This window comes from Stenotrophomonas sp. TWI1151 (genome assembly GCF_039673135.1).
Classification (GTDB): domain Bacteria; phylum Pseudomonadota; class Gammaproteobacteria; order Xanthomonadales; family Xanthomonadaceae; genus Stenotrophomonas.
Map to the genome: position 1 here is coordinate 44,987 of NZ_JBDJLA010000009.1, position 21,198 is coordinate 66,184.

General features: G+C 66.9%; 19 protein-coding genes. 10 read left to right on the forward strand and 9 right to left on the reverse strand.

The window, feature by feature from the left end; translation table 11 throughout:
* Window positions 1-18: 18 nt before the first annotated feature.
* The 4 genes from ABE422_RS12135 to ABE422_RS12150 all read left to right on the forward strand — a co-directional run bounded on the left by ABE422_RS12135 (window position 19) and on the right by ABE422_RS12150 (window position 4,309).
* Complete coding sequence (locus tag ABE422_RS12135; RefSeq protein ID WP_346483060.1) at window positions 19-1,668, forward strand: M28 family metallopeptidase; 1,650 nt, start codon at window positions 19-21, stop codon at window positions 1,666-1,668.
* 244 nt (window positions 1,669-1,912) lie between these two features.
* Window positions 1,913-3,172 (forward strand): histidine kinase, encoded by a 1,260-nt coding sequence (locus ABE422_RS12140; protein WP_313211748.1) that lies wholly within the window; start codon window positions 1,913-1,915, stop codon window positions 3,170-3,172.
* A complete protein-coding gene (locus tag ABE422_RS12145; protein WP_313211749.1) occupies window positions 3,162-3,935 on the forward strand; it encodes a LytTR family DNA-binding domain-containing protein in 774 nt (257 codons plus the stop codon). Before ABE422_RS12140 ends, ABE422_RS12145 begins: the two co-directional genes overlap by 11 nt.
* Window positions 3,936-3,964: 29 nt before the next feature.
* Window positions 3,965-4,309, forward strand: coding sequence for a hypothetical protein (locus ABE422_RS12150; protein ID WP_346483061.1), 345 nt, complete (start codon window positions 3,965-3,967; stop codon window positions 4,307-4,309).
* 39 nt (window positions 4,310-4,348) lie between these two features.
* Here the strand turns inward: ABE422_RS12150 and ABE422_RS12155 are convergent, their stop codons facing one another.
* Entirely contained in the window at window positions 4,349-4,963 is a 615-nt protein-coding gene (locus ABE422_RS12155) for a hypothetical protein (protein ID WP_026070179.1), read from the reverse strand.
* Window positions 4,964-5,281: 318 nt separating this feature from the next.
* Between ABE422_RS12155 and ABE422_RS12160 the strand changes: the two genes are divergently transcribed.
* Window positions 5,282-6,199 (forward strand): oxygenase MpaB family protein, encoded by a 918-nt coding sequence (locus ABE422_RS12160; RefSeq protein ID WP_346483062.1) that lies wholly within the window; start codon window positions 5,282-5,284, stop codon window positions 6,197-6,199.
* Window positions 6,200-7,135: 936 nt separating this feature from the next.
* Here the strand turns inward: ABE422_RS12160 and ABE422_RS12165 are convergent.
* Window positions 7,136-9,256, reverse strand: coding sequence for a M13 family metallopeptidase (locus tag ABE422_RS12165; protein WP_346483063.1), 2,121 nt, complete (start codon window positions 9,254-9,256; stop codon window positions 7,136-7,138).
* Between the two features lie 306 nt (window positions 9,257-9,562).
* Between ABE422_RS12165 and ABE422_RS12170 the strand changes: the two genes are divergently transcribed.
* Window positions 9,563-12,511: an EAL domain-containing protein gene (locus tag ABE422_RS12170; RefSeq protein ID WP_346483064.1), complete on the forward strand. Its 2,949-nt coding sequence runs from the start codon at window positions 9,563-9,565 to the stop codon at window positions 12,509-12,511.
* A gap of 32 nt (window positions 12,512-12,543) precedes the next feature.
* Here ABE422_RS12170 and ABE422_RS12175 read toward each other — a convergent pair whose 3' ends face one another.
* The gene (locus ABE422_RS12175) at window positions 12,544-13,428 is read right to left on the reverse strand and encodes a LysR family transcriptional regulator (RefSeq protein WP_313220066.1); all 885 of its coding nucleotides are present in this window, start codon (window positions 13,426-13,428) and stop codon (window positions 12,544-12,546) included.
* Between the two features lie 99 nt (window positions 13,429-13,527).
* On the opposite strand from ABE422_RS12175, the gene ABE422_RS12180 reads away from it, so the two are divergent.
* Both ABE422_RS12180 and ABE422_RS12185 read left to right on the forward strand, forming a co-directional pair.
* A complete protein-coding gene (locus tag ABE422_RS12180) occupies window positions 13,528-14,337 on the forward strand; it encodes a class III extradiol ring-cleavage dioxygenase (protein ID WP_346483065.1) in 810 nt (269 codons plus the stop codon).
* 131 nt (window positions 14,338-14,468) lie between these two features.
* Window positions 14,469-16,112 (forward strand): Na+/H+ antiporter, encoded by a 1,644-nt coding sequence (locus tag ABE422_RS12185; RefSeq protein WP_121042433.1) that lies wholly within the window; start codon window positions 14,469-14,471, stop codon window positions 16,110-16,112.
* A 167-nt stretch (window positions 16,113-16,279) separates the two neighbouring features.
* On the opposite strand, the gene ABE422_RS12190 is transcribed toward ABE422_RS12185, so the two are convergent.
* Window positions 16,280-16,531, reverse strand: coding sequence for a DUF3297 family protein (locus tag ABE422_RS12190; RefSeq protein WP_259261709.1), 252 nt, complete (start codon window positions 16,529-16,531; stop codon window positions 16,280-16,282).
* Window positions 16,532-16,667: 136 nt separating this feature from the next.
* On the opposite strand from ABE422_RS12190, the gene ABE422_RS12195 reads away from it, so the two are divergent.
* Window positions 16,668-17,210: a hypothetical protein gene (locus ABE422_RS12195; protein ID WP_313211759.1), complete on the forward strand. Its 543-nt coding sequence runs from the start codon at window positions 16,668-16,670 to the stop codon at window positions 17,208-17,210.
* Between the two features lie 46 nt (window positions 17,211-17,256).
* On the opposite strand, the gene ABE422_RS12200 is transcribed toward ABE422_RS12195, so the two are convergent.
* The 5 genes from ABE422_RS12200 to msrB all read right to left on the reverse strand — a co-directional run bounded on the left by ABE422_RS12200 (window position 17,257) and on the right by msrB (window position 20,587).
* Window positions 17,257-17,532 (reverse strand): DUF4031 domain-containing protein, encoded by a 276-nt coding sequence (locus tag ABE422_RS12200; protein ID WP_346483066.1) that lies wholly within the window; start codon window positions 17,530-17,532, stop codon window positions 17,257-17,259.
* A gap of 14 nt (window positions 17,533-17,546) precedes the next feature.
* Window positions 17,547-18,068: a hypothetical protein gene (locus ABE422_RS12205; RefSeq protein WP_313211761.1), complete on the reverse strand. Its 522-nt coding sequence runs from the start codon at window positions 18,066-18,068 to the stop codon at window positions 17,547-17,549.
* A gap of 148 nt (window positions 18,069-18,216) precedes the next feature.
* A complete protein-coding gene (motB, locus tag ABE422_RS12210; protein ID WP_313211762.1) occupies window positions 18,217-19,164 on the reverse strand; it encodes a flagellar motor protein MotB in 948 nt (315 codons plus the stop codon).
* 9 nt (window positions 19,165-19,173) lie between these two features.
* Window positions 19,174-20,028 carry a flagellar motor stator protein MotA gene (gene motA / locus ABE422_RS12215; protein ID WP_313211763.1) on the reverse strand — a complete coding sequence of 285 codons (855 nt, stop codon included), beginning with the start codon at window positions 20,026-20,028 and terminating at the stop codon, window positions 19,174-19,176.
* Between the two features lie 91 nt (window positions 20,029-20,119).
* Window positions 20,120-20,587: a peptide-methionine (R)-S-oxide reductase MsrB gene (gene msrB / locus ABE422_RS12220; protein WP_346483067.1), complete on the reverse strand. Its 468-nt coding sequence runs from the start codon at window positions 20,585-20,587 to the stop codon at window positions 20,120-20,122.
* A 127-nt stretch (window positions 20,588-20,714) separates the two neighbouring features.
* On the opposite strand from msrB, the gene ABE422_RS12225 reads away from it, so the two are divergent.
* On the forward strand, window positions 20,715-21,131 hold the full coding sequence (locus ABE422_RS12225) for a classical arabinogalactan protein 4 (protein ID WP_313211765.1): 417 nt from the start codon (window positions 20,715-20,717) through the stop codon (window positions 21,129-21,131).
* Window positions 21,132-21,198 lie beyond the last annotated feature (67 nt).

Sequence of the window (21,198 nt, forward strand, 5' to 3'; positions counted from 1 at the left end):
TCAGTCATGAGGTGCAGCGTGAAGCGTGTGGTAATCAGCCTGTTGGCGTTGTCGGTGTCGTCGGCCTTGATGGCCGCCACCCCCAAATTCGATGGCGCGCGGATCTCCGCCGACGTCAAGGAACTGGCGTCGGATGCCTATGAAGGCCGCTCGCCGGCCACGGCCGGTGAAGAGAAGACCATTGCGTTCCTGAGCAAGCAGTTCGCAGCGGCGGGCCTGCAGCCGGGCGGCGACCTCAAGGATGGCAAGCGCCTGTGGACCCAGGCCGTGCCGCTGCTCAAGGGCGATATCGTCGGCACCCCGAGCCTCTCGCTGAGCAGCAAAGGCACGCCGCAGACGCTGAGCCAGGGCAAGGAAATCGCCGTGCGTGCCGCCATGAACGGTGCCAGCGAAGTGGACATCAAGAACGCGCCGCTGGTCTTCCTCGGCTACGGCGTCAAGGCCGGCGAGCGCAACTGGGACGATTTCAAGGTCGTGGACCTGAAGGGCAAGATCGCGGTCGTGCTGATCAACGATCCGGACTTCGAAACCGGCCAGGGCGATTTCGACGGCAAGGGCATGACCTACTACGGCCGTTGGACCTACAAGTACGAAGAAGGCGCGCGCCAGGGCGCCCTCGGCGTGCTGATCGTGCACGAGACCGCACCGGCCTCGTATGGCTGGGCCACCGTGGCCGGTTCCAACACCAACACCATGTTCGACGTGGTCCGCGACAATCCGGCCGACGCGCATCCGCTGCTGGAAGGCTGGATCCAGCGCGATCTGGCGGTGGAACTGTTCAAGCGCTCCGGCCTGGATTTCGAGGCGCTCAAGAAGCAGGCGCAAACCCGTGATTTCAAGCCGGTCGAGCTGAAGGGCGAGACCTTCTCGGCCAAGTACGCGGTCAAGACCGAGGTGATCACCTCGCACAACGTGGCCGCGCGCCTGGAAGGCAGCACGCATCCGGATGAGACCGTGATCTACAGCGCGCACTGGGATCACATCGGGGTGGGCAAGCCGGACGCGAACGGTGACACCATCTTCAACGGTGCGCTGGACAACGCCAGCGGCACCGCCTCGCTGGTCGAACTGGCCCGCGGCTTCGCCAAGGCCAAGCGCCCGGAGCGTTCGGTGCTGTTCCTGGCCGTCACCGCCGAGGAAAAGGGCCTGCTCGGCTCGGAGTACTACGCCACCCACCCGCTGTATCCGCTGGGCAAGACCGTGGCGCTGATCAACATGGATGGCATGGCGCCCTTCAGTCCCTCGCGTGACTTCGGCATCTACGGCTCGGCCAAGCTGGAACTGCTGGACCAGCTCAAGGACGTCGCCAAGGGCTGGGACATCCGCTATACGCCGGATCCCAAGCCGGAAGCCGGCCTGTTCTTCCGCTCCGATCACTTCCCGTTCGCCAAGCGTGGCGTGCCGGCGGTGTCGTACTCGGCGGGCCAGGATTGGGTGGAAGGCGGCGTCGCCGCTGGCAAGGCGGCGTCGGATGACTACACCGCCAAGCGCTATCACCAGCAGGGGGACGAATGGCAGCCGGACTGGACCTTCGCCGGTGCCTCGCGCGATCTGGAAGTGCTGTACACGCTGGGCAACCAGCTGGCCAATTCGCGCGCCTGGCCGAACTGGAGTGAAGATTCCCAGTTCCGCGCCCCGCGTGATGCCAGCGCCGCCGAGCGAAAATAAGACCGCGTCCGGCCGGCACGCCGGCCGGACCCCGCTGTAGAGCCACGCCATGCGTGGCTTCGCGGTCCCGAACCCAGACGTAGAGCCACGCCATGCGTGGCTTCGCGGTCCCGGAAGAAAGCCAGCCACCCATGGGGTGGCTCTACACCGCTTCGTCCCCCCATTCCCCGCCTTCGTCGCATGCCGCTTGTTCCCGCTGGCGGCAGGGCTATGCTCGCCTCACTCCCTATGTGATGACGCCGCCGTGTTCGCCAGCCTCTCCCTGATTCTCCGCATTCTGTTGGCCTGGGCCGCCGCCATCGTGGTGGCGGGGTTCGTCTGGAGTGGCTTCTTCCACGGCATGGACGAAGGTCCCGGCTGGGTGTTCGGCTTGCTGGCCCTGTTCGTGATGGTGACCGCCCTGGGCAGCTGCATTGCCCATATCCGCCGGGTCCAGCACGCGGCCGGGCGCCTGGACGCGGCCACCCTGTCCAGCCGCCAGCGGCGCCAGATCGAGGTCCCCATGGATGCGGGCCCCGCCTTCGCCTTGGTCGAAGCGGCCATCGCCGAGCTGCCGCGGGTGGAAGATATCGAAAGCGCTCCGGGCAGCCTGCAGGTCCGTGCCTACGTACGCCGCGTGGACACCTACAACGGCCGCCCACCGTCGCGCTGGAACCTGCCTGCGCGGCTGGCGATCAAGCGCAACAGCGTGCTCGCCACGGTCACGCCGGGGCAGGGCACCAGCAGCGTGACGCTGCTGTTCGAGCCCGATGCCGGCGTCTGGGCGGACCTGCTGGCGGTGGACGAAGGCAGCAACCATGAGAACGCCGAAGCGGTAAGCCGTGCGATCACCCGCCGGGTGGCCGAGCAGCGCCGCGACGAACAGGCCGCCGCCGAACAGACCGCGACCGAGAAGGAACTCTCGGTGGCCAGACTCAACCTGCTGCATGCCCAGGTCGAGCCGCACTTCCTCTACAACACCCTGGCCAACGCGCAGGTGCTGACCCGCACTGATCCGCCGCGCGCGGACCAGATGCTGGGGCACCTGATCCAGTACCTGCGCAGCTCGCTGCCCAGCGTGGATGAATCGATGTCCACCCTGGGGGTGGAGCTGGAGCGCACCCAGGCCTACCTGGAAATCCTCAAGATCCGCATGGGCGCACGCCTGGCCCTGCAGGTGGATGTGCCGCCGGCGCTGACCAGCGTGCCGCTGCCCTCGATGGCCCTGCAGACCCTGGTCGAGAATGCGATCAAACACGGGCTGGAACCCAAGCCGGGCGGTGGCACGGTATGGATCATCGCGCGCGCTTTCGAGGACCATGTCACCCTCACCGTGGCCGACGATGGCCTCGGTTTCGGGCAGGGCACCAGCGGTACCGGGATCGGCCTGAAGAACCTGCGCGAGCGCCTGCGCCTGACCTGCGGTGAGCGCGCCGGGGTGGCCATCGTGTCCAATTTCCCCAGCGGCGTGGCGGCGACGATCACCCTGCCGCGCGATGCCCGGGAGGCGATCCATGCAGCTTGATGCACTCATTGCCGAAGACGAAGACCTGCTGCGGCAGTCATTGGTCGCCCAGCTGCAGCGGCTATGGCCGGAGCTGCGGCTGGTGGCCGAATGCGAGGATGGCGCCAGCGCGCTGGAGCGCCTGGCCGAGCTGAAGCCGGATCTGGCCCTGCTCGACATCCGCATGCCGGGCATCACCGGCATCGAGGTAGCCCGCGCGCTGCCCGAGATCAGCCCGCGCACCCAGGTGGTGTTCGTCACCGCCTACGACCAGTACGCCATCGATGCCTTCGAACAGGGCGCGATCGACTACCTGCTCAAGCCGGTCAGCGATGAGCGTCTGCTCGCCACGCGTGAGCGCATTCTGGCGCGCATGCAGCTGGGCCGGCCGGACAGCGGCATGCTCGAACAACTGCTGCAGCGCCTGGGCCAGCAGCCCGCCGCCGCCTCAAGCGCGCCGCCGTTGGCCTGGATCACGGCCAGCAACGGGCGCGACACCCAGCTGATCATGCTCGAAGACGTGATCTACTTCCGTGCCGACAGCAAATACACCACCGTGGTCACGGAGCAGGGTGAAAGCCTGCTGCGCACCTCGCTGCGCGAACTGCTCGACGCGCTCGATCCGCAACGGTTCCGCCAGATCCACCGTTCCACCATCGTCAACATGAAAGCGGTCGCCGCGGTCACCCGCGACGACACCGGCCGCGGCCAGCTGCGCTTGAAGCACCGAGCCGAAGTGCTCAACGTCAGCCAGCCCTTCATGAGTCTGTTCCGCGGGATGTAACGCGCCTTTTCTTTCGTCGGGAGCCTGCCATGCGTATCGCCGTTGTCGCCAGTCTCTGCGTGCTCGTGCTGGCTGCCTGCCAGCAATCGAGCAACACCTCCGTCACCCGCATCCGCGCCAATGGCGTGGATGCGCTGTACAGCAAGACCACGGTCGACAACGGGGTGGCCAGCTTCGACTGCATCGCCAGCAGCAGTGGCCACTGCCACTACCTGGTGCTGGATGCGCGCTGCGGGAAGGACAAGGACTGCGCCTATCCGCCCCTGCACCGGCTGTCGGTGGCAGTCGGCAAGACCGAGCAGATGGCGGGGTTGCCGGCTGGCTTCCAGCACTGCGCCAGCGCGGTCCAGAAAGAACAATGCCACCGTGAGTGATCACGGTGGCATCGTGGCTCCCCCCGCGTTTCAGTAGGGTCAGAACGCCGGTTGCAGATGCAGGTTGGTACCGTTGGGCTGCTCGCCCACGTGGTTGAGCTGGCCGACCAGTTCGGTGTGCTGCTTCATCCGGCCGATCTCGCGCATGATGCGGATATCCTCATGGCGCAGTTCGCGCTTGGCGCTCACGGCTTGCTTGTAGTCCAGCACTTCCGGATAATGCTGGGCCATATCCAGCGCTTCGGCCACGCACTCCACCGTATCGGCATCGGAGGTGATCCGGGCGCGGCTGTTGAAGGCCTTCATCCAGCGCTCGAAGCCGGCGGTGTGATCGAACATGTTGGCCATGAACCAGATCACGAACAGGATCGACACCCAGGAGCCGAACACGATCACCACGCGGGTGAAGGTGATATGGAAGTCATCCTTCCACAGGTAGTTGCTGATCAGGCCGAGGATCAGCAGCGAGGATGCCTGCCACCCGACGATCGAGGCCATCAGCCATTGGCCCTTGGCCTTGGCGAGCACCGCGACTTCCTCGCGGATCTGCTGTTCACTCTTGTTACGCCAATGCGCGACCTGTTTTTCGAACGGGCTGCTGTACAGCTCGTTGTCCTGCAACAGCAAACCCAAACCTTTGAACAAAGCGATCATGACGAGCTCCTTCTGGAACGTGCGGCAGCGCATTGGACGACGTTGTGGCACGTCCAGTTCTAGCACTTTCACGGCGCTTGGCAATGGGCAAAGCGCAAAGATCCGGCGTCATTCCTGCCTGAATGGGCAAACTCGCAGCGGATTTGCGCACTGCGGCACGTAAATCACCGGGTAAATAGCCTGCGGACGCCGGTTCCCATGCTGCAGTTGCACAATGCGCGGGCCCAGCGCGACGGTGCCCTCGCCAGCCCCGGCGGTATCACGCAGAATTGACGCATCCGCGCGAAACGCCGGCCCGCTCCGCCCTCGGTACTGTTGATGTCTTCCCTGCTGCGTTCGCTTGCCCGCCCCGCCACTGCCCCGATCCGCCGCTGGGTACTGGGTGCTTTCCCCCGCGGCCAGAGTGGGATCGATTACGACCATCCCCTGGGCGACCCCGGCTGGTTCGGCCCGGACAGCATCACCTGGCGCGTGCACTCGGAATTTCCCGGGATGCTTGCCGGCGGCCTGTGCGCGCTGATGCTGCAGACCCTGCATCCGCTGGCGCTGGCCGGCGTGTACGACCACTCCAATTTCCGCGATGACCTGGTCGGCCGCCTGCGCCGCACCACCGCGTTTGTCGCCGGCACCACGTACGCACCGGCCGCGGAAGTCGAGGCGTTGATCGCCAAGGTGACCCGCATCCACGCGCAGGTGCGCGGGCACACGGCCGACGGCCGCGCGTATTCCGCGGACGATCCCGCCTTGCTGACCTGGGTACACGTGACCGAGGCCTATGGTTTCCTGCAGGGCTGCCGGCGCTATTGCCGCGACGTCCCGGGCGCCATCGCCGATCAGTATTACCGCGAGTACAAGCGCGTGGCCGAAGCACTCGGCGCCACCGATGTGCCGGCGTCGGAAGCGGAGGTCGACGCGTACTTCGCACAACAGCAATCGGCGCTGGTGTTCGATGCGCGCTCGCGCGAGGTGCTGGCGGTGTTGTCCGGCATCCGCTTGCCGGTGCCGATGGCGGGACTGTCGCGCGAGCTGTTCCTGGGTGCCGGCGCGGCGCTGTTGCCGGAATGGGCGACGACGATGCTGGCGCGCACGCCCATGCAACGTGCGCAGTCGCGTGCCTCTGCGGTGATGCTGAAGGGTATGGCGCCACTGTTCCGGCGTGCACTGCAGGATGGCCTGGCGACGCGGGCGTGCACGCGGATGGGCGTTCCTGCCGGCGTGCTTGCTGATTGGCCTTGAAGCGGTGAATCGCGAGTGCCTGTGTCCGATGGTTGGGTCGGGCACGCATAGGCTTCCGGGACCCGCTGCAAGTACGTCCCTGTAAGCTCGAATGCCGCCATCCATGGCGGCATACGGTCCCTCCAGCCTACACGTGCCCGCCCCCTGACAATTGGCCGGTGGCCATGCTGAGATCAAAGGCCAGTAAGCGGAGCTGAGCGGCATCGCGGAGCAGCAGCGCTAAGAGGCAGACTCAGTAGCAGTGCCAACCAGTGGATCAGAGTGGCGATACTAAACAGCTAAACAGCTGAACAGCTGAACAGCTGAACGGCAAAGCGGCACAGAACTGCAGAAGTGCGGTGCAACAAAGCGCGAGCAGCAGAGCGGGAGCAGCAAAGCTGAGCGGCAGAGCACAGCGCAGCAGCAGAGCACAGCGCAGCAGCAGAGCAAAGCAGCAGAGCAAAGCAGCAGAGCAAAGCAGCAGAGCAAAGCAGCAGAGCAAAGCAGCAGAGCAAAGCAGCAGAGCAAAGCAGCAGAGCAAAGCAGCAGAGCGTCACCGTGTTGCTCCACGAAGCCGAGTAGCAAAGCTACAGATCGAAGCGGGCCAGCGAAACAAACCCAATCACTGCCACAGCCGCGGAGCCGGGGACCGCTTTTCCCTTGCGCACCAGCCCATTGTCAAAGGGTGGGCATGGGTGGGGTGGCGGGACCGTATGCCGCCATGGATGGCGGCATACGAGCTTACATGGACGTACTTGCAGCGGGTCCCGACACCCCGCCCAGGCCCGCCCAAGCCAGAGCAGCCGCAAACCCCAGCCGTTGCTCTGCTCCAGCTCTTCAGCTCTTCAGCTCTTCAGCTCTTCAGCTCTGCAGCTCTGAAGCTCTGAAGCTCTACGACAAAAAAAACGGGCGCCGAAGCGCCCGTTCTTTCATCTCAGCAAAACGTGATGAAAAACCTCACCACACCTTGACCCGCTTCTCCGGCGCCAGATACAGCTTCTGGCCTTCCTTCACCTCGAAGGCCGGATACCACGCATCCAGATTGCGCACCGTCAACGCACGGAACTGGCCCGGCGCATGCACGTTCGTCAACAGCGAATTGCGCAGTGCCTGCTCACGCGCCTTGCTGCGCCACGCCTGCGCAAAGCCCAGGAAGAACCGCTGATCCGACGTGAAGCCCTCCAGCGTCTGGCCCGGCTTGCCCTGCAACGACAACTGATACGCATCGTAGGCCGTCGACAGACCCGCCACGTCCGCAATGTTCTCGCCCAGCGTCAAACGACCATTCACCGACACCCCCGGGAACGGACTGTAGCTGCTGAACTGCGCCGCCAGCGCATCACCGGCCGCGTTGAACTTCTTCAGATCTTCCGCCGTCCACCAGTTCTGCAGCTTGCCCGTCTCATCGAACAGCGCACCGGCGTTGTCGAAGCCGTGGCTGATCTCATGGCCGATCACCGCACCGATCGCACCGTAGTTCACCGCATCATCGGCCGCACCATCGAAGAACGGCGGCTGCAGGATCGCAGCCGGGAACACCAGACGGTTTTCTAGCGGCACGTTCATCGCATTGATGGTCTGCGGCAGCATCGCCCACTCGCTGTGGTCCACCGGCTTGCCCAGCTTGGCGATGTTGCGGCGGTACTCGAACAGCTCGGCACGCTCGGCATTGCCCAGCGCGTCATCGCGCTTGATCTCCAGGCCCGTGTAATCGCGCCATGTGTCCGGGTAGCCCATACCCACGGTCAGGCCATCGACCTTGGCTTTGGCACGCGCCTTGGTCTGCGGCGACATCCATTCCAGCGCATCGATGCGCTTGGCGAACGCGGCAATGATGTTCTTGGCCATCTCGTCCGCACGGGCCTTGGTGGCCGGGTCGAAATGACGCTCGACGTACAGCTTGCCGATCGCTTCGCCGACCGCATGGTTGCTGTCATCCACCGCACGCTTCCAGCGCTCGCTCTGCTGCGGGGTGCCGTTGAGCGTGGTGCCGTGGAAGGCGAAGCGCGCATCGGCGAACGACTTGGGCAGGTACGGGGCGGCGCGGTCCAGTGCATGGAAGGCCAGGTAGTCCTTCCAGACCTCCAGCGGCTCGGTCGCGACCAGGCGCGAAATGCCGGCCACGGCCTTGGGCTGCCACACGATGAAGTTCTGCTGGGCGTCCAGGCCGGCCGAGGCCAGGAAAGCGCTCCAGTCCATGCCCGGCGCCTTGGCGCTCAGGTCGGCCTGCTTCCAGGCATTGGCGCCCTTGGCGACGTCGTTGGTGTCTTCCTGGGTGGCGTGGGCCTGGGCGATCTTGGTCTCCAGCGCGAGGATGCGCTGGGCCTTGGCCGCCGGATCGGCGACGCCTGCCAGCTGCAGCACCTGGGCGATATACGCCTGGTACTGCTTGCGGATCTCGGCCATGCGGCCGCCCTGCAGGTAGAAGTCGCGGTCCGGCAGGCCCAGGCCGCCCTGCACCAGGTACGGCGCGGTGCGGTCCGGCTGCAGCAGATCCACCGAGACCCACACACCGAACAGGCGGTCGGTGTAGAAGTTGGTGGCGTTGAGCAGGTCCACATCGGCGCGCAGGGTGCCGCCCAGCGCGGTGGCCAGCGCGGCCTTGTCGCTGATCCCGGCGATGGCGTCCAGCGCTGGTTTGACCGGGGCGGCACCGCGTGACTCGATGCCGGTCTCGTCCATGAAGGCGGCGTAGTAATCGCCGATCAACCTGGTCTCGCCCTCGGCCTTGGTATCGGCCGCGGCGCCTTCGAGGATCGCGCGGGTGTCGGCCAGGGTCTTTTCGGAAATGACGTTGAAGCTGCCGTAGCTGGAACGGTCGGCCGGGATCTCGGTGTTCTTGACCCAGGTGCCGTTGGCGAAGCCGAAGAAGTCATCGCCGGCGGCGATGCTGCGGTCCATGCCGGCGGCGTCGAAGCCGAAACTGCCAAGCTGCGGCTTGGGCGCGGCCGGTTCGGCCGGAGCGGCTTCGGGCGCGGCCGCGGCCGGCGCAGTCGCCTGGCGGTCACAGGCGGCCAGGCTCAGCGACAGGCTGGCGGCAATGGCGAGCATCAGGGTGGGGCGGCGCAGCTTGGACATTGAGCTTCTCTGCAACGGAAACATCCAAGTCTAATCCTGTCCCGGGCGCACGGTTATGCCGGCTTCGGCGGCATCGGGTACCGGATCTGCCCGTCCCCGGATTCACCGAGGTGAACGGCCCGCTGCGGTGCTTCCCGTCCTGCGCGTGCTCGTGCATGCTGGCGCGGCACGGATTCCGCGCGCGCCCCGTCGGCGCCCGCGTGACGATCAAGGCGTCAAGAATCCCGGGCAGCGGCCGCTCAGGTTTGGGGAAACCAGGAAGCGTTTACAGATGAAGTCAGCCTGTCGTTCGGGAAAAGGGTTGCGATGCCCGCGTTGAACCGTGCCCTGGCGCGGCCACTGCGGACCTTCGTATGGCTGGGGGTTTGCCTGGGTGCGCTGCTGGCTGCCGGGCTGGTGGCCACGCTGGTCAATGATGGCCAGCGCCGACAGGAAGCCGCGCAGCGCCAGAGCTCGGCGCTGGCGACCGGTGCCCAGCGCCTGCTGCGGCTGGAGCTGCGCAATCTGGAGCGGGTGATGCAGGGCATTTCCCGGGATGGTGCGCTGCTGTTCCAGCGCGTGCCGGCGCAAGCCCCTGATCTGCTCGACGCCAGCATCACCGGCGCGCTGCAGCGGCATGCCGAACTGCACAGCATCGTGGTGGTCGACCAGTACGGGCGCGCCCTGACCAGTGGCAGCGGCGACCTGCAGCTGCCGCTGTGGGCGGTGGATGACAACCGCGGGCAGGGCAGCCAGGTGTTCCTTGGCCCACCCCAAGCGCTGGATGCCGCGCAGTGGATCCTGCCGCTGGCGCTGCCCATGGGCGGCGACCGCTGGCTGCTGGCACGGCTGCGCACGGCCGAACTGCAGTCGATCATCGGCGGCATGGACACCGGCGATGCCGGGGTGATCTCCATCACTGACCCGCATGGCTATGTGTTGGCGCGCAGTCCGGACCCGGCCGGGGTGGTGGGGCGTCGTTTCGGCCTGGCCAAGCGCGAGCTGCTGCGCCGAGACGCGTTGACGCCGCTGGGGACCGAGATCAGCGCGGTCGATGGCATAGAACGGATTTCCAGCCTCAGCACGCTGGCGCAGTACCCGCTGGCGGTCTACGCCGGGCTGGGCCGGCGCGATGTGCTGGCAGCGTGGTGGCCGTATGTGCAGGCCTCGATCGGCGTCTATCTGCTGTACTGGGCGCTGTTCGGCGCGGTGTATGTGAGCCTGCGCCGTGCCACCCGCGATCAGGACACGCTGAGCGAGGAGCTGCGCACCGGCCATGCCGAACTGCGCATGGCGCACCAGGTTGGCAAGGTCTGCACCTGGTACGTGGATGAGGATGCCTGCCTGTTGCGCTGGTCACCGCTGGCGCGTGAGATTTTCGGCATCGACATCGAGAGCCTGCCGGTCGCCGACTTCTTCGCACGCGTGCACCACGAAGACACCGTACGCATGCAGCAGGCCTTCGACGCCGCATTTGCCGGCAGCGGCGTGCTCGATGAAATGTTCCGCCTGGTGTTGCCCGGGGGCGCGATCCGCTGGGTGTCCGCGCGTGGCCAGCGGGTGGCGGTGGTGGACCGCGAGCGCCGCATGATCGGGGCACTGACCGATGTCAGCGAGCGGGTGGATGCGCTGGCCCGGGTGCAGCAGGCCGAACGACAGTTCCGGCTGCTGTTCGACCGCAACCCGGCGCCGTTCTGGGTGTTCGATCCGGACACGCTGCGCTTCCTGGAAGTCAACGAAGCGGCGGTGCGCCAGTACGGCTACAGCCGCGATGAATTTCTGGCGATGAGCATCCTGGATATCCGCCCGCGCGAAGGCTGGGAGGAGATCCGCGGGGCGATCGCCCAGGCCCGCATCGGCGACGTGCAGGATGCGCAGGTGCGCCTGCACCAGCGCAAGGACGGCACCGTGTTCGAGGTCCGTGCGCATCTGGCCCGGCTGGATTTCGATGGGCGCCAGGCCTGCCTGGTGCTGGCCGAGGATGTCAGCGAGCGCCTGGCCTACGAGCGCGACCTGGCGTATCACGCCACCCACAACCCGGCGACCGGCCTGCTCAATACGCGTGCGCTGGCCGCGCAGCTGGACGAGGAGGGCGGGGCGTACACCATTGCCTACGTGCAGTTCCGTGGCCTGCAGCTGGTCGCCGATACGCTCGGCCGGGAGGTCGGCGACGTGGTGCTGCAGGCGATGGCCAAGCGCCTGGGCGGGCTCGGCGTGCGCTATGGGCTGCTGGCCTTCCAGCCGGCCGAGGATTTCATTTTCGCCATCCGCGACGACCATCAGCGCCAGACCGCGCTGGACACCCTGGTGCAGACCGTCTCCGAGCCGGTGCGCGGGCAGGATTGGCTGCACCAGTTCGAGCCGCGCATTGGCGTGGCGGTCAAGGCCGACGCCGACACCAGCACCGCCGAGCAGGTGATCGGCATGGCCGCGCAGGCCGCGCATGCGGCGCGCGACGAAGGCAACGTGATCGCCTGGTATGACACCACCGTGAGTTCGCGCTTGTCCGAACGCCTGCGCCTGGCTGGGCGCATCCACAGCGCGATCGATACCGAGTTCGAGCTGTACTACCAGCCGATCTGCCACGCAGGCGACAGCAGCCCGGCCGCGCTGGAAGCCCTGCTGCGCTGGCCGCAGGCCGACGGCAGTTTCATTCCACCGGGTGAGTTCATCCAGCTGTGCGAAGACACCGGCCTGATCCTGGCGCTGGGCCGCTGGGTGATCCGCGCCGCCGCGCAGGCACAGCGGCAGCTGGTCGATGCCGGCTGGGACCTGCCGATCGCGGTGAATGTCTCGGCGGTGCAATTCTTCAACAGCGACCTGGTGGCCGAGTTCACCCGTGCCAGCCAGGAGTTCGGGCTGGCCCGCGGTGCGCTGCAGGTCGAGCTGACCGAGAGCAGCCTGATGCGCAAGCCCGGCCAGGCCAAGCAGACCATGCAGCGCCTGCATGAGCAGGGCATCTGCATCTCGCTGGACGACTTCGGTACCGGCTATTCGAACATGTCCTACCTGCAGCATCTGCCGCTGGACATCCTCAAGATCGACCGCAGCTTCGTGGCGGACGTGGAAACCAATCCACGCAATGCCTCCATCTGCCGTGCACTGCTGTCACTGGGGCACAGCATGGGCCTGACCATCATCGCCGAAGGCGTGGAGACCCCCGGGCAGCACCAGTGGTTGGCCGCGCACGGCTGTGACCAGGTGCAGGGCTATCTGCTGGGCCGGCCGATGCCGCTGGCCAGGGTGATCGCGCAGTTGGATGCGGTGGAGGCGTAGTTCGCCGGGCGCTGCCCGGCCGCCGCCACGCGTCATCCGCCCAGCGCTTCCACCAGGTAGTCGATGAAGCTGCGCACCTTCGGCGCCAGATGGCTGCGGCTGGTGTACACCGCATGGATGCCGATGCCCGGCACCGCCCACGCGGGCAGTACCCGTTCCAGTCGACCCTCGGCGATCGCCTCGGCCACCAGGAAGTCCGGCTGCACGATGATGCCCATGCCGGCGATGGCCGCTTCGCGCAGCACGTCGCCATTGTTGGCACGCACACCGCCACGTACCGGCACGGAGACCTCCCCGCGTGGCCCCTGCAGCTGCCACGCATCCCCGCCGCCCCAGTAGCTGTACTGCAGGCATTCGTGCGCGGAGAGATCTTCGGGTTGCTGCGGCCGGCCATGCGCATCCAGATACGCCGGCGCCGCGCACAGGCTGATCTGCGCGTCCGCCAGCTTGCGCGCGATCAGTGCCGGGCCGGGCTGGCGGGTGATGCGGATCGCCACGTCGTAGCCTTCTTCGACCATGTCCACCAGGCGGTCGGACAGCGACAGGTCCAGTTCCACCTGCGGGTAGCGCGCGCGATAGCCGGCCAGCAGTGGGCCCAGCCGGGCGATGCCATAGCTGACCGGCGCGTTGATGCGCAGCCGCCCGGAGGGCTCCAGGGCCTGCGCGCTGATGCCGGCCTCCAGCGCATCGAACTCGGCCAGCAGCCGCACGCACTCGGCGTAATAGGCCGCGCCCGTGCTGGTCGGGCTCACGCGGCGGGTCGTACGGTTGAGCAGCCGGGTCGAGAGGCGCTTTTCCAGCGCCGCGATCTGCCGGGTCACCCCGGCGGTGGACAGGTCCAGGGCCTGAGCGGCGGCACTGAAGCCGTTGCGCTCGACCACGGCGACAAACACACGCATGGCATCCAGAGTGTCCATTGTTTCTCTTTCAGAAATAAACAGCGTCGATGCATCGTATTTATTGGCAAGGCGGCGCGCAATAAGCTCAGGGCCGTCGTAGCGCTACTGGAGTCCGTGATGTCCCGATTGCCCTCCCTGTACATCTCCCATGGCTCGCCGATGACCGCGCTCAACCCCGGTCTGGTCGGTGAGCGCCTGGCGGCCCTGGCCGCGCGCCTGCCGCGACCGCGCGCGATCGTCATGGCCTCGGCGCACTGGCTGACCCATCAACCCGTGGTCGGCGGGCATGGCCAGCCACCGACCATCCATGATTTCGGCGGTTTTCCGCAGGCGCTGTTCGATCTGCAGTACCCGGCACCGGGCGACCCCGCGCTGGCGCAGGAGATCGCGCAGCGGCTGACCGCGGCCGGCCTGCCGACCGCGATCGACCCGCAGCGCGGTCTCGACCACGGTGCCTGGGTGCCGCTGCGCTTTCTGTACCCGCAGGCGGAGATCCCGGTCGTGCCGCTGGCGATCCAGCCGTTGCTTGGGCCGGCCCATCAGTTCGCGCTGGGTCGCGCGCTGGCGCCGCTGCGCGAGCAGGGCGTGCTGGTGATCGGCTCGGGCAGCATCACCCACAACCTGCACGATTGGCGCAGCTACCAGGACGGCAAGGAAGCGCCGTATGTGCGGCCCTTCATCGAGTGGGTGGAGCAGCGCCTGCAGGCCGATGACAGTGCCGCCTTGCTGGACTACCGCCGGCAGGCCCCGTACGCCGTGCAGGCGCACCCCAGCGACGAGCATCTGCAGCCGCTGCACGTCGCGATGGGCGCGGCCGGTGGCGAGGCGCTCGGTGCGCAGCGCATCGATGCCGGGATCGATGCCGGCTTCCTGGCGATGGACATCTATCGCTTCGACGGTGCCGACGTACAGCAGCGCGCCGCATGAGCGCCGTGCTGTCCGCGAACTGAGCCTGGCGCGCCCCGCGCATTCGCGCGGCGGCGCACGTGTGGTACGTTTTTTCCTGTTTCCGGCGCCGGCTGCCTGCAGCCTCCCCCGCGCTGCTTACTGGAAAATGCATGCATACCATTGAAGTCGTCCTGGCGATGCTGGTGGCGGTGGTCGCCAGCGGCTACCTGGTCCGCGTATTGCCGTTGTCGCTGCCGCTGCCGCTGGTACAGATCGGGCTGGGCGCGGTCATTGCGGGGGTGTTCAACCGCGGCCACGCGCTGGAGCCGGAGATGTTCTTCCTGCTGTTCCTGCCGCCGCTGCTGTTCCTGGATGGCTGGCGCATCCCCAAGCAGGGCCTGTTCCGCGATAAAGGCGTGATCCTGGAACTGGCCTTCGGGCTGGTGGTGTTCACCGTCATCGGGGCCGGGTTCCTGATCCACTGGATGATCCCGGTGATGCCGCTGGCGGTGGCGTTCGCCCTGGCCGCGATCATCTCGCCGACCGACCCGGTGGCGGTCAGTTCGATCGCCTCGCGCGCGCCGATCCCCAAGCGGCTGATGCACATCCTGGAAGGCGAGTCGCTGCTCAACGATGCCTCCGGCCTGGTCTGCTTCCGCTTTGCGGTGGCGGCGGTGATGACCGGTTCGTTCTCGCTGGCGACGGCCTCGCTGACGTTCCTGTGGGTGGCGGTGGCCGGGCTGGCGATCGGTGTCGCGGTGACGCTGGGCGTGTCCACCTTCCAGCGCTGGCTGTGGCGGCGCTTCGGCGAGGAGCCGGGCGCGGCGCTGCTGGTCAACCTGTTGATTCCCTTCGCGGCCTACCTGCTGGCCGAAGAGTTCAACGCCTCGGGCATCCTCTCGGCGGTCGCCGCGGGCATCACGATGAGCTATGTGGAACTGAGTGGCCGCGTGTCGGGCAGCATGCGCGTGCAGCGCACTGCCGTGTGGAACATGCTGCAGTTCAGCTTCAACGGCATCATGTTCGTGCTGCTCGGCGAGCAGCTGCCCGGCATCGTGGAGCGCGCGATCAAGACGGTCAGCGAGAGCGGGCACCACAGCGCGTGGTGGCTGCTGGTCTATGTGGTGGTGATCAATCTGGCGCTGGTGCTGCTGCGCCTGGCCTGGGTATGGCTGTCGCTGCGCTGGAGCCTGCTGCGCGCGCGCCATCGTGGCGAGGCCCGGCAGGGCACGTCCTGGCGGATCGTGGTGGCGACCTCGGTGGCTGGCGTGCGCGGGGCGATCACCCTGGCCGGCGTGCTGACGCTGCCGCTGTTCCTGCCCGATGGCAGCGCCTTCCCGGCGCGCGATCTGGTGATCTTCCTGGCCGCGGCGGTGATCCTGATCTCGCTGGTCGGTGCCAGCATCGCGCTGCCCCGCCTGCTCAAAGGGCTGGAACTGCCGGCCGATTCGGGCGAACGCAAGGAAGAGGATCTTGCCCGCAAGCTGGCCGCCAAGGCCGCGCTGGCCGGCGTGGAGCGCACGCGCCAGCAGCTGGTGCAGAACCAGACCACCGAGAACGTGCAGCTCTACAACGACGCCGCCTCACGGGTGAGCCTGCTGTACCAGCGCAACCTGGAGAAGGACGCCGGGCCGGATGCCGATCCGGACAAGGTGAAGCGGATGGAGCAGGGCTACCGCCAACTGCGCACCGCCGGGCTCACCGCCGAGCGCGAAGAACTGTTCCGCCTGACCCGGCGTGGCAAGATCTCCGACGAGATCTCGCGCCGGCTGATCCGCAATCTGGATCTGCTGGAGACGCGGCAACGAGATTGAGGTCGCACCGTGTCACGGGTAGAGCCACCCCATGGGTGGCTGCGCGGACCCATTGAAACCCACGCGTCGGGGACGAAGGGCAGCCACCCATGGGGTGGCTCTACCCCGGCACACGTGGATCAGGCGCCGCCGGCAGACGTGGATCAGGCGTCGCCGGCGCACGTGGATCAGGCGTCCGGCTTCTGATCCAGGAAATAGGCCACCACGGTGCCCTTGATCTTGATCGTCATCGGGTTGCCGCGGCGGTCGCGGGCCTTGCCGGCCTGCACGCGGATCCAGCCTTCGCTGACCGAATACTCTTCAACGTTGTCGCGCTCGACATCGTTGAAACGGATGCCCACGCCGCGCTCCAGCGCAGCTGCATCGTGGAAGGGGCTGGTCGGGTTGATCGCCAGGTGATCGGGAGGGGTATCGCTCATGGTCACAGGATGCTGACGACCACCAAGGCCGCCTTCTGGCGTACAGGATAAACCGCGGCGGGCCCCGCGCCGAATTTCGCTTCCTGCCAACGCCCTTGCACGGCAGAATGCGCCCCTGTCTCCAGGAATACCGGCCATGCCCGACAACAGCGATTATTTCGACTTCGAAGAAGAGGAACGCGATTTCGACGAGGACGATTTCGAGGCGCGGATCTGGAATCTGTTCGTGCTGATCAACCCGGGCGATGAAGAACTGGCCCTGCAGCAGTTCAACCGCTGGCGCGAGGCGCTGCTGGAAAGCGGCGAAGGCATCGATGAGGATGCCGACTGGCTGCCGCCGATGATGGCGGCGATCGCCTGGCAGTCCGGGTTCGAGGTGGAGCGCAGCGATGCCGATGCATTGATGTCGGCGGTGAACGAGCTGTCCGCGCGCTGGAATCTGCAGATCGACTGGGGCGGCGACCTGGACGATGAGGATTTCGCCGCCGAGGTGGATGCCCCGATGCTGATGGCCACCGCCCATGACCGCCTGCGCGAGCACAACTACGCGCTGTGGAGCGTGGATACCGGCAATGACACGCTGGCCGGGTGGGTGGCGCTGAACCGCGATGACGATGCGATGCTGGCGCTGTGCTCGCTGCTGGGCGTGGAAGTGCGGCCGGGCAGCGATCCGTTCTGAGGGCGCGATTGCGGGCTGCGTGTGCCGACCAACGGTCGGCACCTACCTATGGCAGGTACTGCTCACGCGCGTTCGAGATCACGGCTTTGACCAGCGCACGGTCCGTATGCCGTGAGATGGCCTGTGCGCCCAAGGCGATCGCCTGCAGGCGCAACGGGGCGGGCACGTCGTAGTGCGCGCCGCTGCGGCGGTTCTGGAACGCCCGCCGCGGAATCCCGAGCTGCGCCGCCATGGCGTGCAGCTCGGGCAGGGTGTCGGCCATCAGATGCGCCCAGCGCTCGCCGCGCCAGGGATGTACCGCATCGTCGATATAGACCGTCACCGGATCGCCGTGGCTCAGGCCTGCGGCTTGTCGTCGCTGGCGGCCGGGGTGGCGTCGGCGGCGGCATCGGTGCCGGCCTCGTCTGCCACCGGGGCGTCTTCGCTGGCGTCGGCAGCGGTTTCAGCGGTTTCGGCGTCTTCGCCTTCTTCGCCTTCCACGCCTTCAAACTCGGAGACCAGCTGGGTCAGGTACTCGTCGGCGGTCTTGCCTTCGTCGGCGGCCAGGTCGTCGATCAGCTGCTGCAGCTGGCTCGAGTATTCCAGGTTGACCTTGCGGCCTTCCTTTTCCTGGACGTTGGACAGGTGCTTGAGCATCGCCAGCATCGGGACCGGGTTGTCGGCGTTGCCCATGGTCTGGCCGCCAATGGCCAGCAGCCATTCGGTGCCCTGCAGGCCGATCGCAGCGACGACCTGGCCTTCTTCGTTGGTCAGCACGGCATGGTTCTGCACCGGCTGCTGGGCGTTGAGGCGGTTGATCGGACGCTTGGGCTGCTGCTTCTTGCGCTTGTCGCGCTTGGCCTTGGACTGCTTGGACATGGGTGCGGTCTATCTACAAAAGGGAAGACCCATTGTAGTGCCGGCCGCTGGCCGGCTCCACGCATTCCGTGAAGGGCGCATATCCCCGGCCGCTGGCAGGCTCCACGCATTCCGTGAATTCCCTCTGCAGCCGCCGCCGCCGCGCCCCTTAAGGCGCGACAGCCGGCGCAAGCGTCGCCTGGATATCGGCGTCGGCAGCGGTGGGCGACAGCGCCACTTCCTGCCCGGCACCGGCCAGGGCCGCCGCTTCGGCCGCCTTGGTCATCACCACGATGCTGATCCGGCGGTTGATCGGGTTGTCCGGCTGGGTGCGGTCGAACAGCACCGAGGAGGACAGGCCGACCACACGGGTCACCTTGTCTTCGGTCATGCCGCCATCCAGCAGGGCCCGCCGGGCGGCGTTGGCGCGGTCGGCGCTGAGCTCCCAGTTGCTGTAGCCATGGGCCGCGTTGTAGGCAGTGATGTCGGTATGGCCGGTGATGCTGATCCGGTTCGGCACGTGGTTGATGAACTGCGACAGCTCGCGCAGGATCTCGCGCGTATACGGCTTGAGCGAGGCGCTGCCCATGTCGAACATCGGGCGGTTCTGCTTGTCCACGATCTGGATGCGCAGGCCTTCGGGGGTGAGGTCGAGCAGCAGCTGGTCCTTGAACGGCTCCAGCGCCTGGCTCTTGCTGATCGCTTCTTCCAGCTCCTGCTTGAGCGCTTCGAGCTGGCGTTTTTCGCGCTCGCGCTCGTCCTGCTGCGGCACCGGCCTGGAGGCCTGCTGGTTCTGGAAGGGATCGTTGCTGTTGCCGCGCGAGATGTCGGTCGCGCCGCCCAGCTTGATCATCGAGGTGCTGGCGCCGCCCGGGCCGGCCATTCCCGGGGCCGGGGTGGAACTGCTGCCGGCCAGCGGGCTGGGGTTGCGGAAGTACTCGGAGATTGCCGCGCGCTCCGGCTTGCTGGTGGCGGCCATCAGCCACAGCACCAGGAAGAAGGCCATCATCGCGGTCACGAAGTCGGCATAGGCCACTTTCCAGGCGCCGCCATGGTGCGCGGCATGCCCGGCCTTCTTGACCCGGCGGACGATGACGGTGGGTTTGGTCTCGGCCATGGCGCTGCCTTACTTGACCGTCTTGAGGTGCTGTTCGAACTCGCTGAAGCCCGGGCGCACGTTGGACGGCAGGGTCTTGCGGGCGAATTCCAGCGCGATCTTCGGGTTGTAGCCGCGCAGGCAGGCCAGCAGGGCGGTCTTCACCGATTCGTAGATGCGTGCGTCCTGTTCGGCGCGCGCTTCCACGGCCGAGGCCAGCGGGCCGACGAAGCCATAGGCCAGCAGGATGCCCAGGAAGGTGCCGACCAGCGCGCCGGCGACGTGCGCGCCGACTTCCGTGATTTCCCCGCCGATCGAGCCCATGGTGATCACGATGCCCAGCACCGCGGCGACGATGCCGAAGCCGGGCAGGCCGTCGGCGACCTTGTTGAGCACCGCGGCCGGCTGCATCGCCTCGCCGTGGTGCTTCTCCAGCTCCATCTCCAGCAGCGGTTCCAGCTCGTGCGGCTCGATGTTGCTGCCGATCATCAGGCGCAGACAATCGGTGATGAAGTCGACCAGGTGATGGTCGGCCTGCACCTTGGGGTAATTGGCGAAGATGCTGCTCTCGGCCGGGCGCTCGACGTGGTCTTCCAGCGCCATGAAGCCTTCGCGGCGCGCCTTGTTGAGCAGTTCGTAGAGCAGGCTCAGGACGTCGATGTAGTCCTGCTGCTTGTAGCGCGGCCCCTTGAACACGCCCACGGTGGCCTTCAGGGTCTGCTTCACGGTTTTGACCGGGGTGCCGACCAGGAACGCACCCAGCGCCGCACCGCCGATGATCACCAGTTCATAGGGCTGCCACAGCGCGCCGAGTTTGCCGTGCGCCCCCACGTAACCGCCGAGCACGCTGAGGATGACGACGAGAAGTCCAACGATGATGAGCATGGGGCCGACGCGGGAAGGGGATACCTCCATGTCGGCCCCTTCACACCCTTTCTGAAGGGGGGGGTTCGCTCGATGTCACACTTTTGCGGATTCAGGCGGCCGGCTCGGCTTCCGCACCCCCGCGCTGCAACGGATCCGGATAGGCCTGCCCGTTGGGCGTGAACGACAGCGAGACCGAGTTCAGGCAGTGGCGCTCATGGGTCGGCGGCGGGCCATCCGGGAAAACATGGCCGAGATGGCTGTCACACCGCGCACAGACGATCTCGGTGCGGACCATGCCATGGCTGGCGTCGCGGATCTCGCGGACATGCGCCGGGTCGAAGGGCGCGAAGAAGCTCGGCCAGCCGGTGCCGGAGTCGAACTTGGTGCTGGAGCGGAACAGCGGCAGGCCGCACAACCGGCAGCCGTAGACCCCGTCCTGCTTGTTGTCCAGGAAGACCCCGCAGAACGGCGCCTCGGTGCCGTGATGCAGCAGCACGCGCTGCTCATCGGCGCTGAGGCCGGCCACCAAGGCCTGGCGCTGGGAGTCGGTGGGCGGGGAAAGGTCGAAAGCTGTCATAAACATTCCCTATTGATGTGGTACGTAGATTGGGCTGTTGCCTGTAGAGGTTCAAGCCGGGGCATTCATCGTGCTGATACCCATGGCGGCGCATGGTGAAGACCTGAACCGCCGCCGGGAGATCGCCATGTACCGCCCACGTCGCCTCGCCGCTGCCTTGCTGGTGCTGCTGCCGTTGACCGCGGCCGCGCAGATCGGCCCGCCGCCCACGCCCACCGCGACGCGGCCGGTGGTCACGCCGCAGCGCGCGCCACAGCCCCCGGCCGTGCAACCGGTGCCGGTCGACAGCCTGTCCGACAGGATGGCCCCGGTGAAGTCGTCCTCGCAGACCCAGCAGCAGCTGCGCACGCACCCGATCCAAAGCAAAGGCCCCGCGCAGCCCGCACCGCTGCAGGGCCCGGCCGTGCAGAGCAAGGTCTACGACCGCCACGGCCGGATCATTCCGGGGGTCAAGCAGGTAGGCCCGAACCGCGTGCTCGATACCCGCACCGGCCGCTATTACGACGCCGTCCCCAGCGCTGACGGCCAACAGATCAAGCCCTGACTCCCGGGGTGGCAGGCGGGCAACATGAATGGTTTACATCGCCGCCCGCGCAGTCATCCCCGTCAAC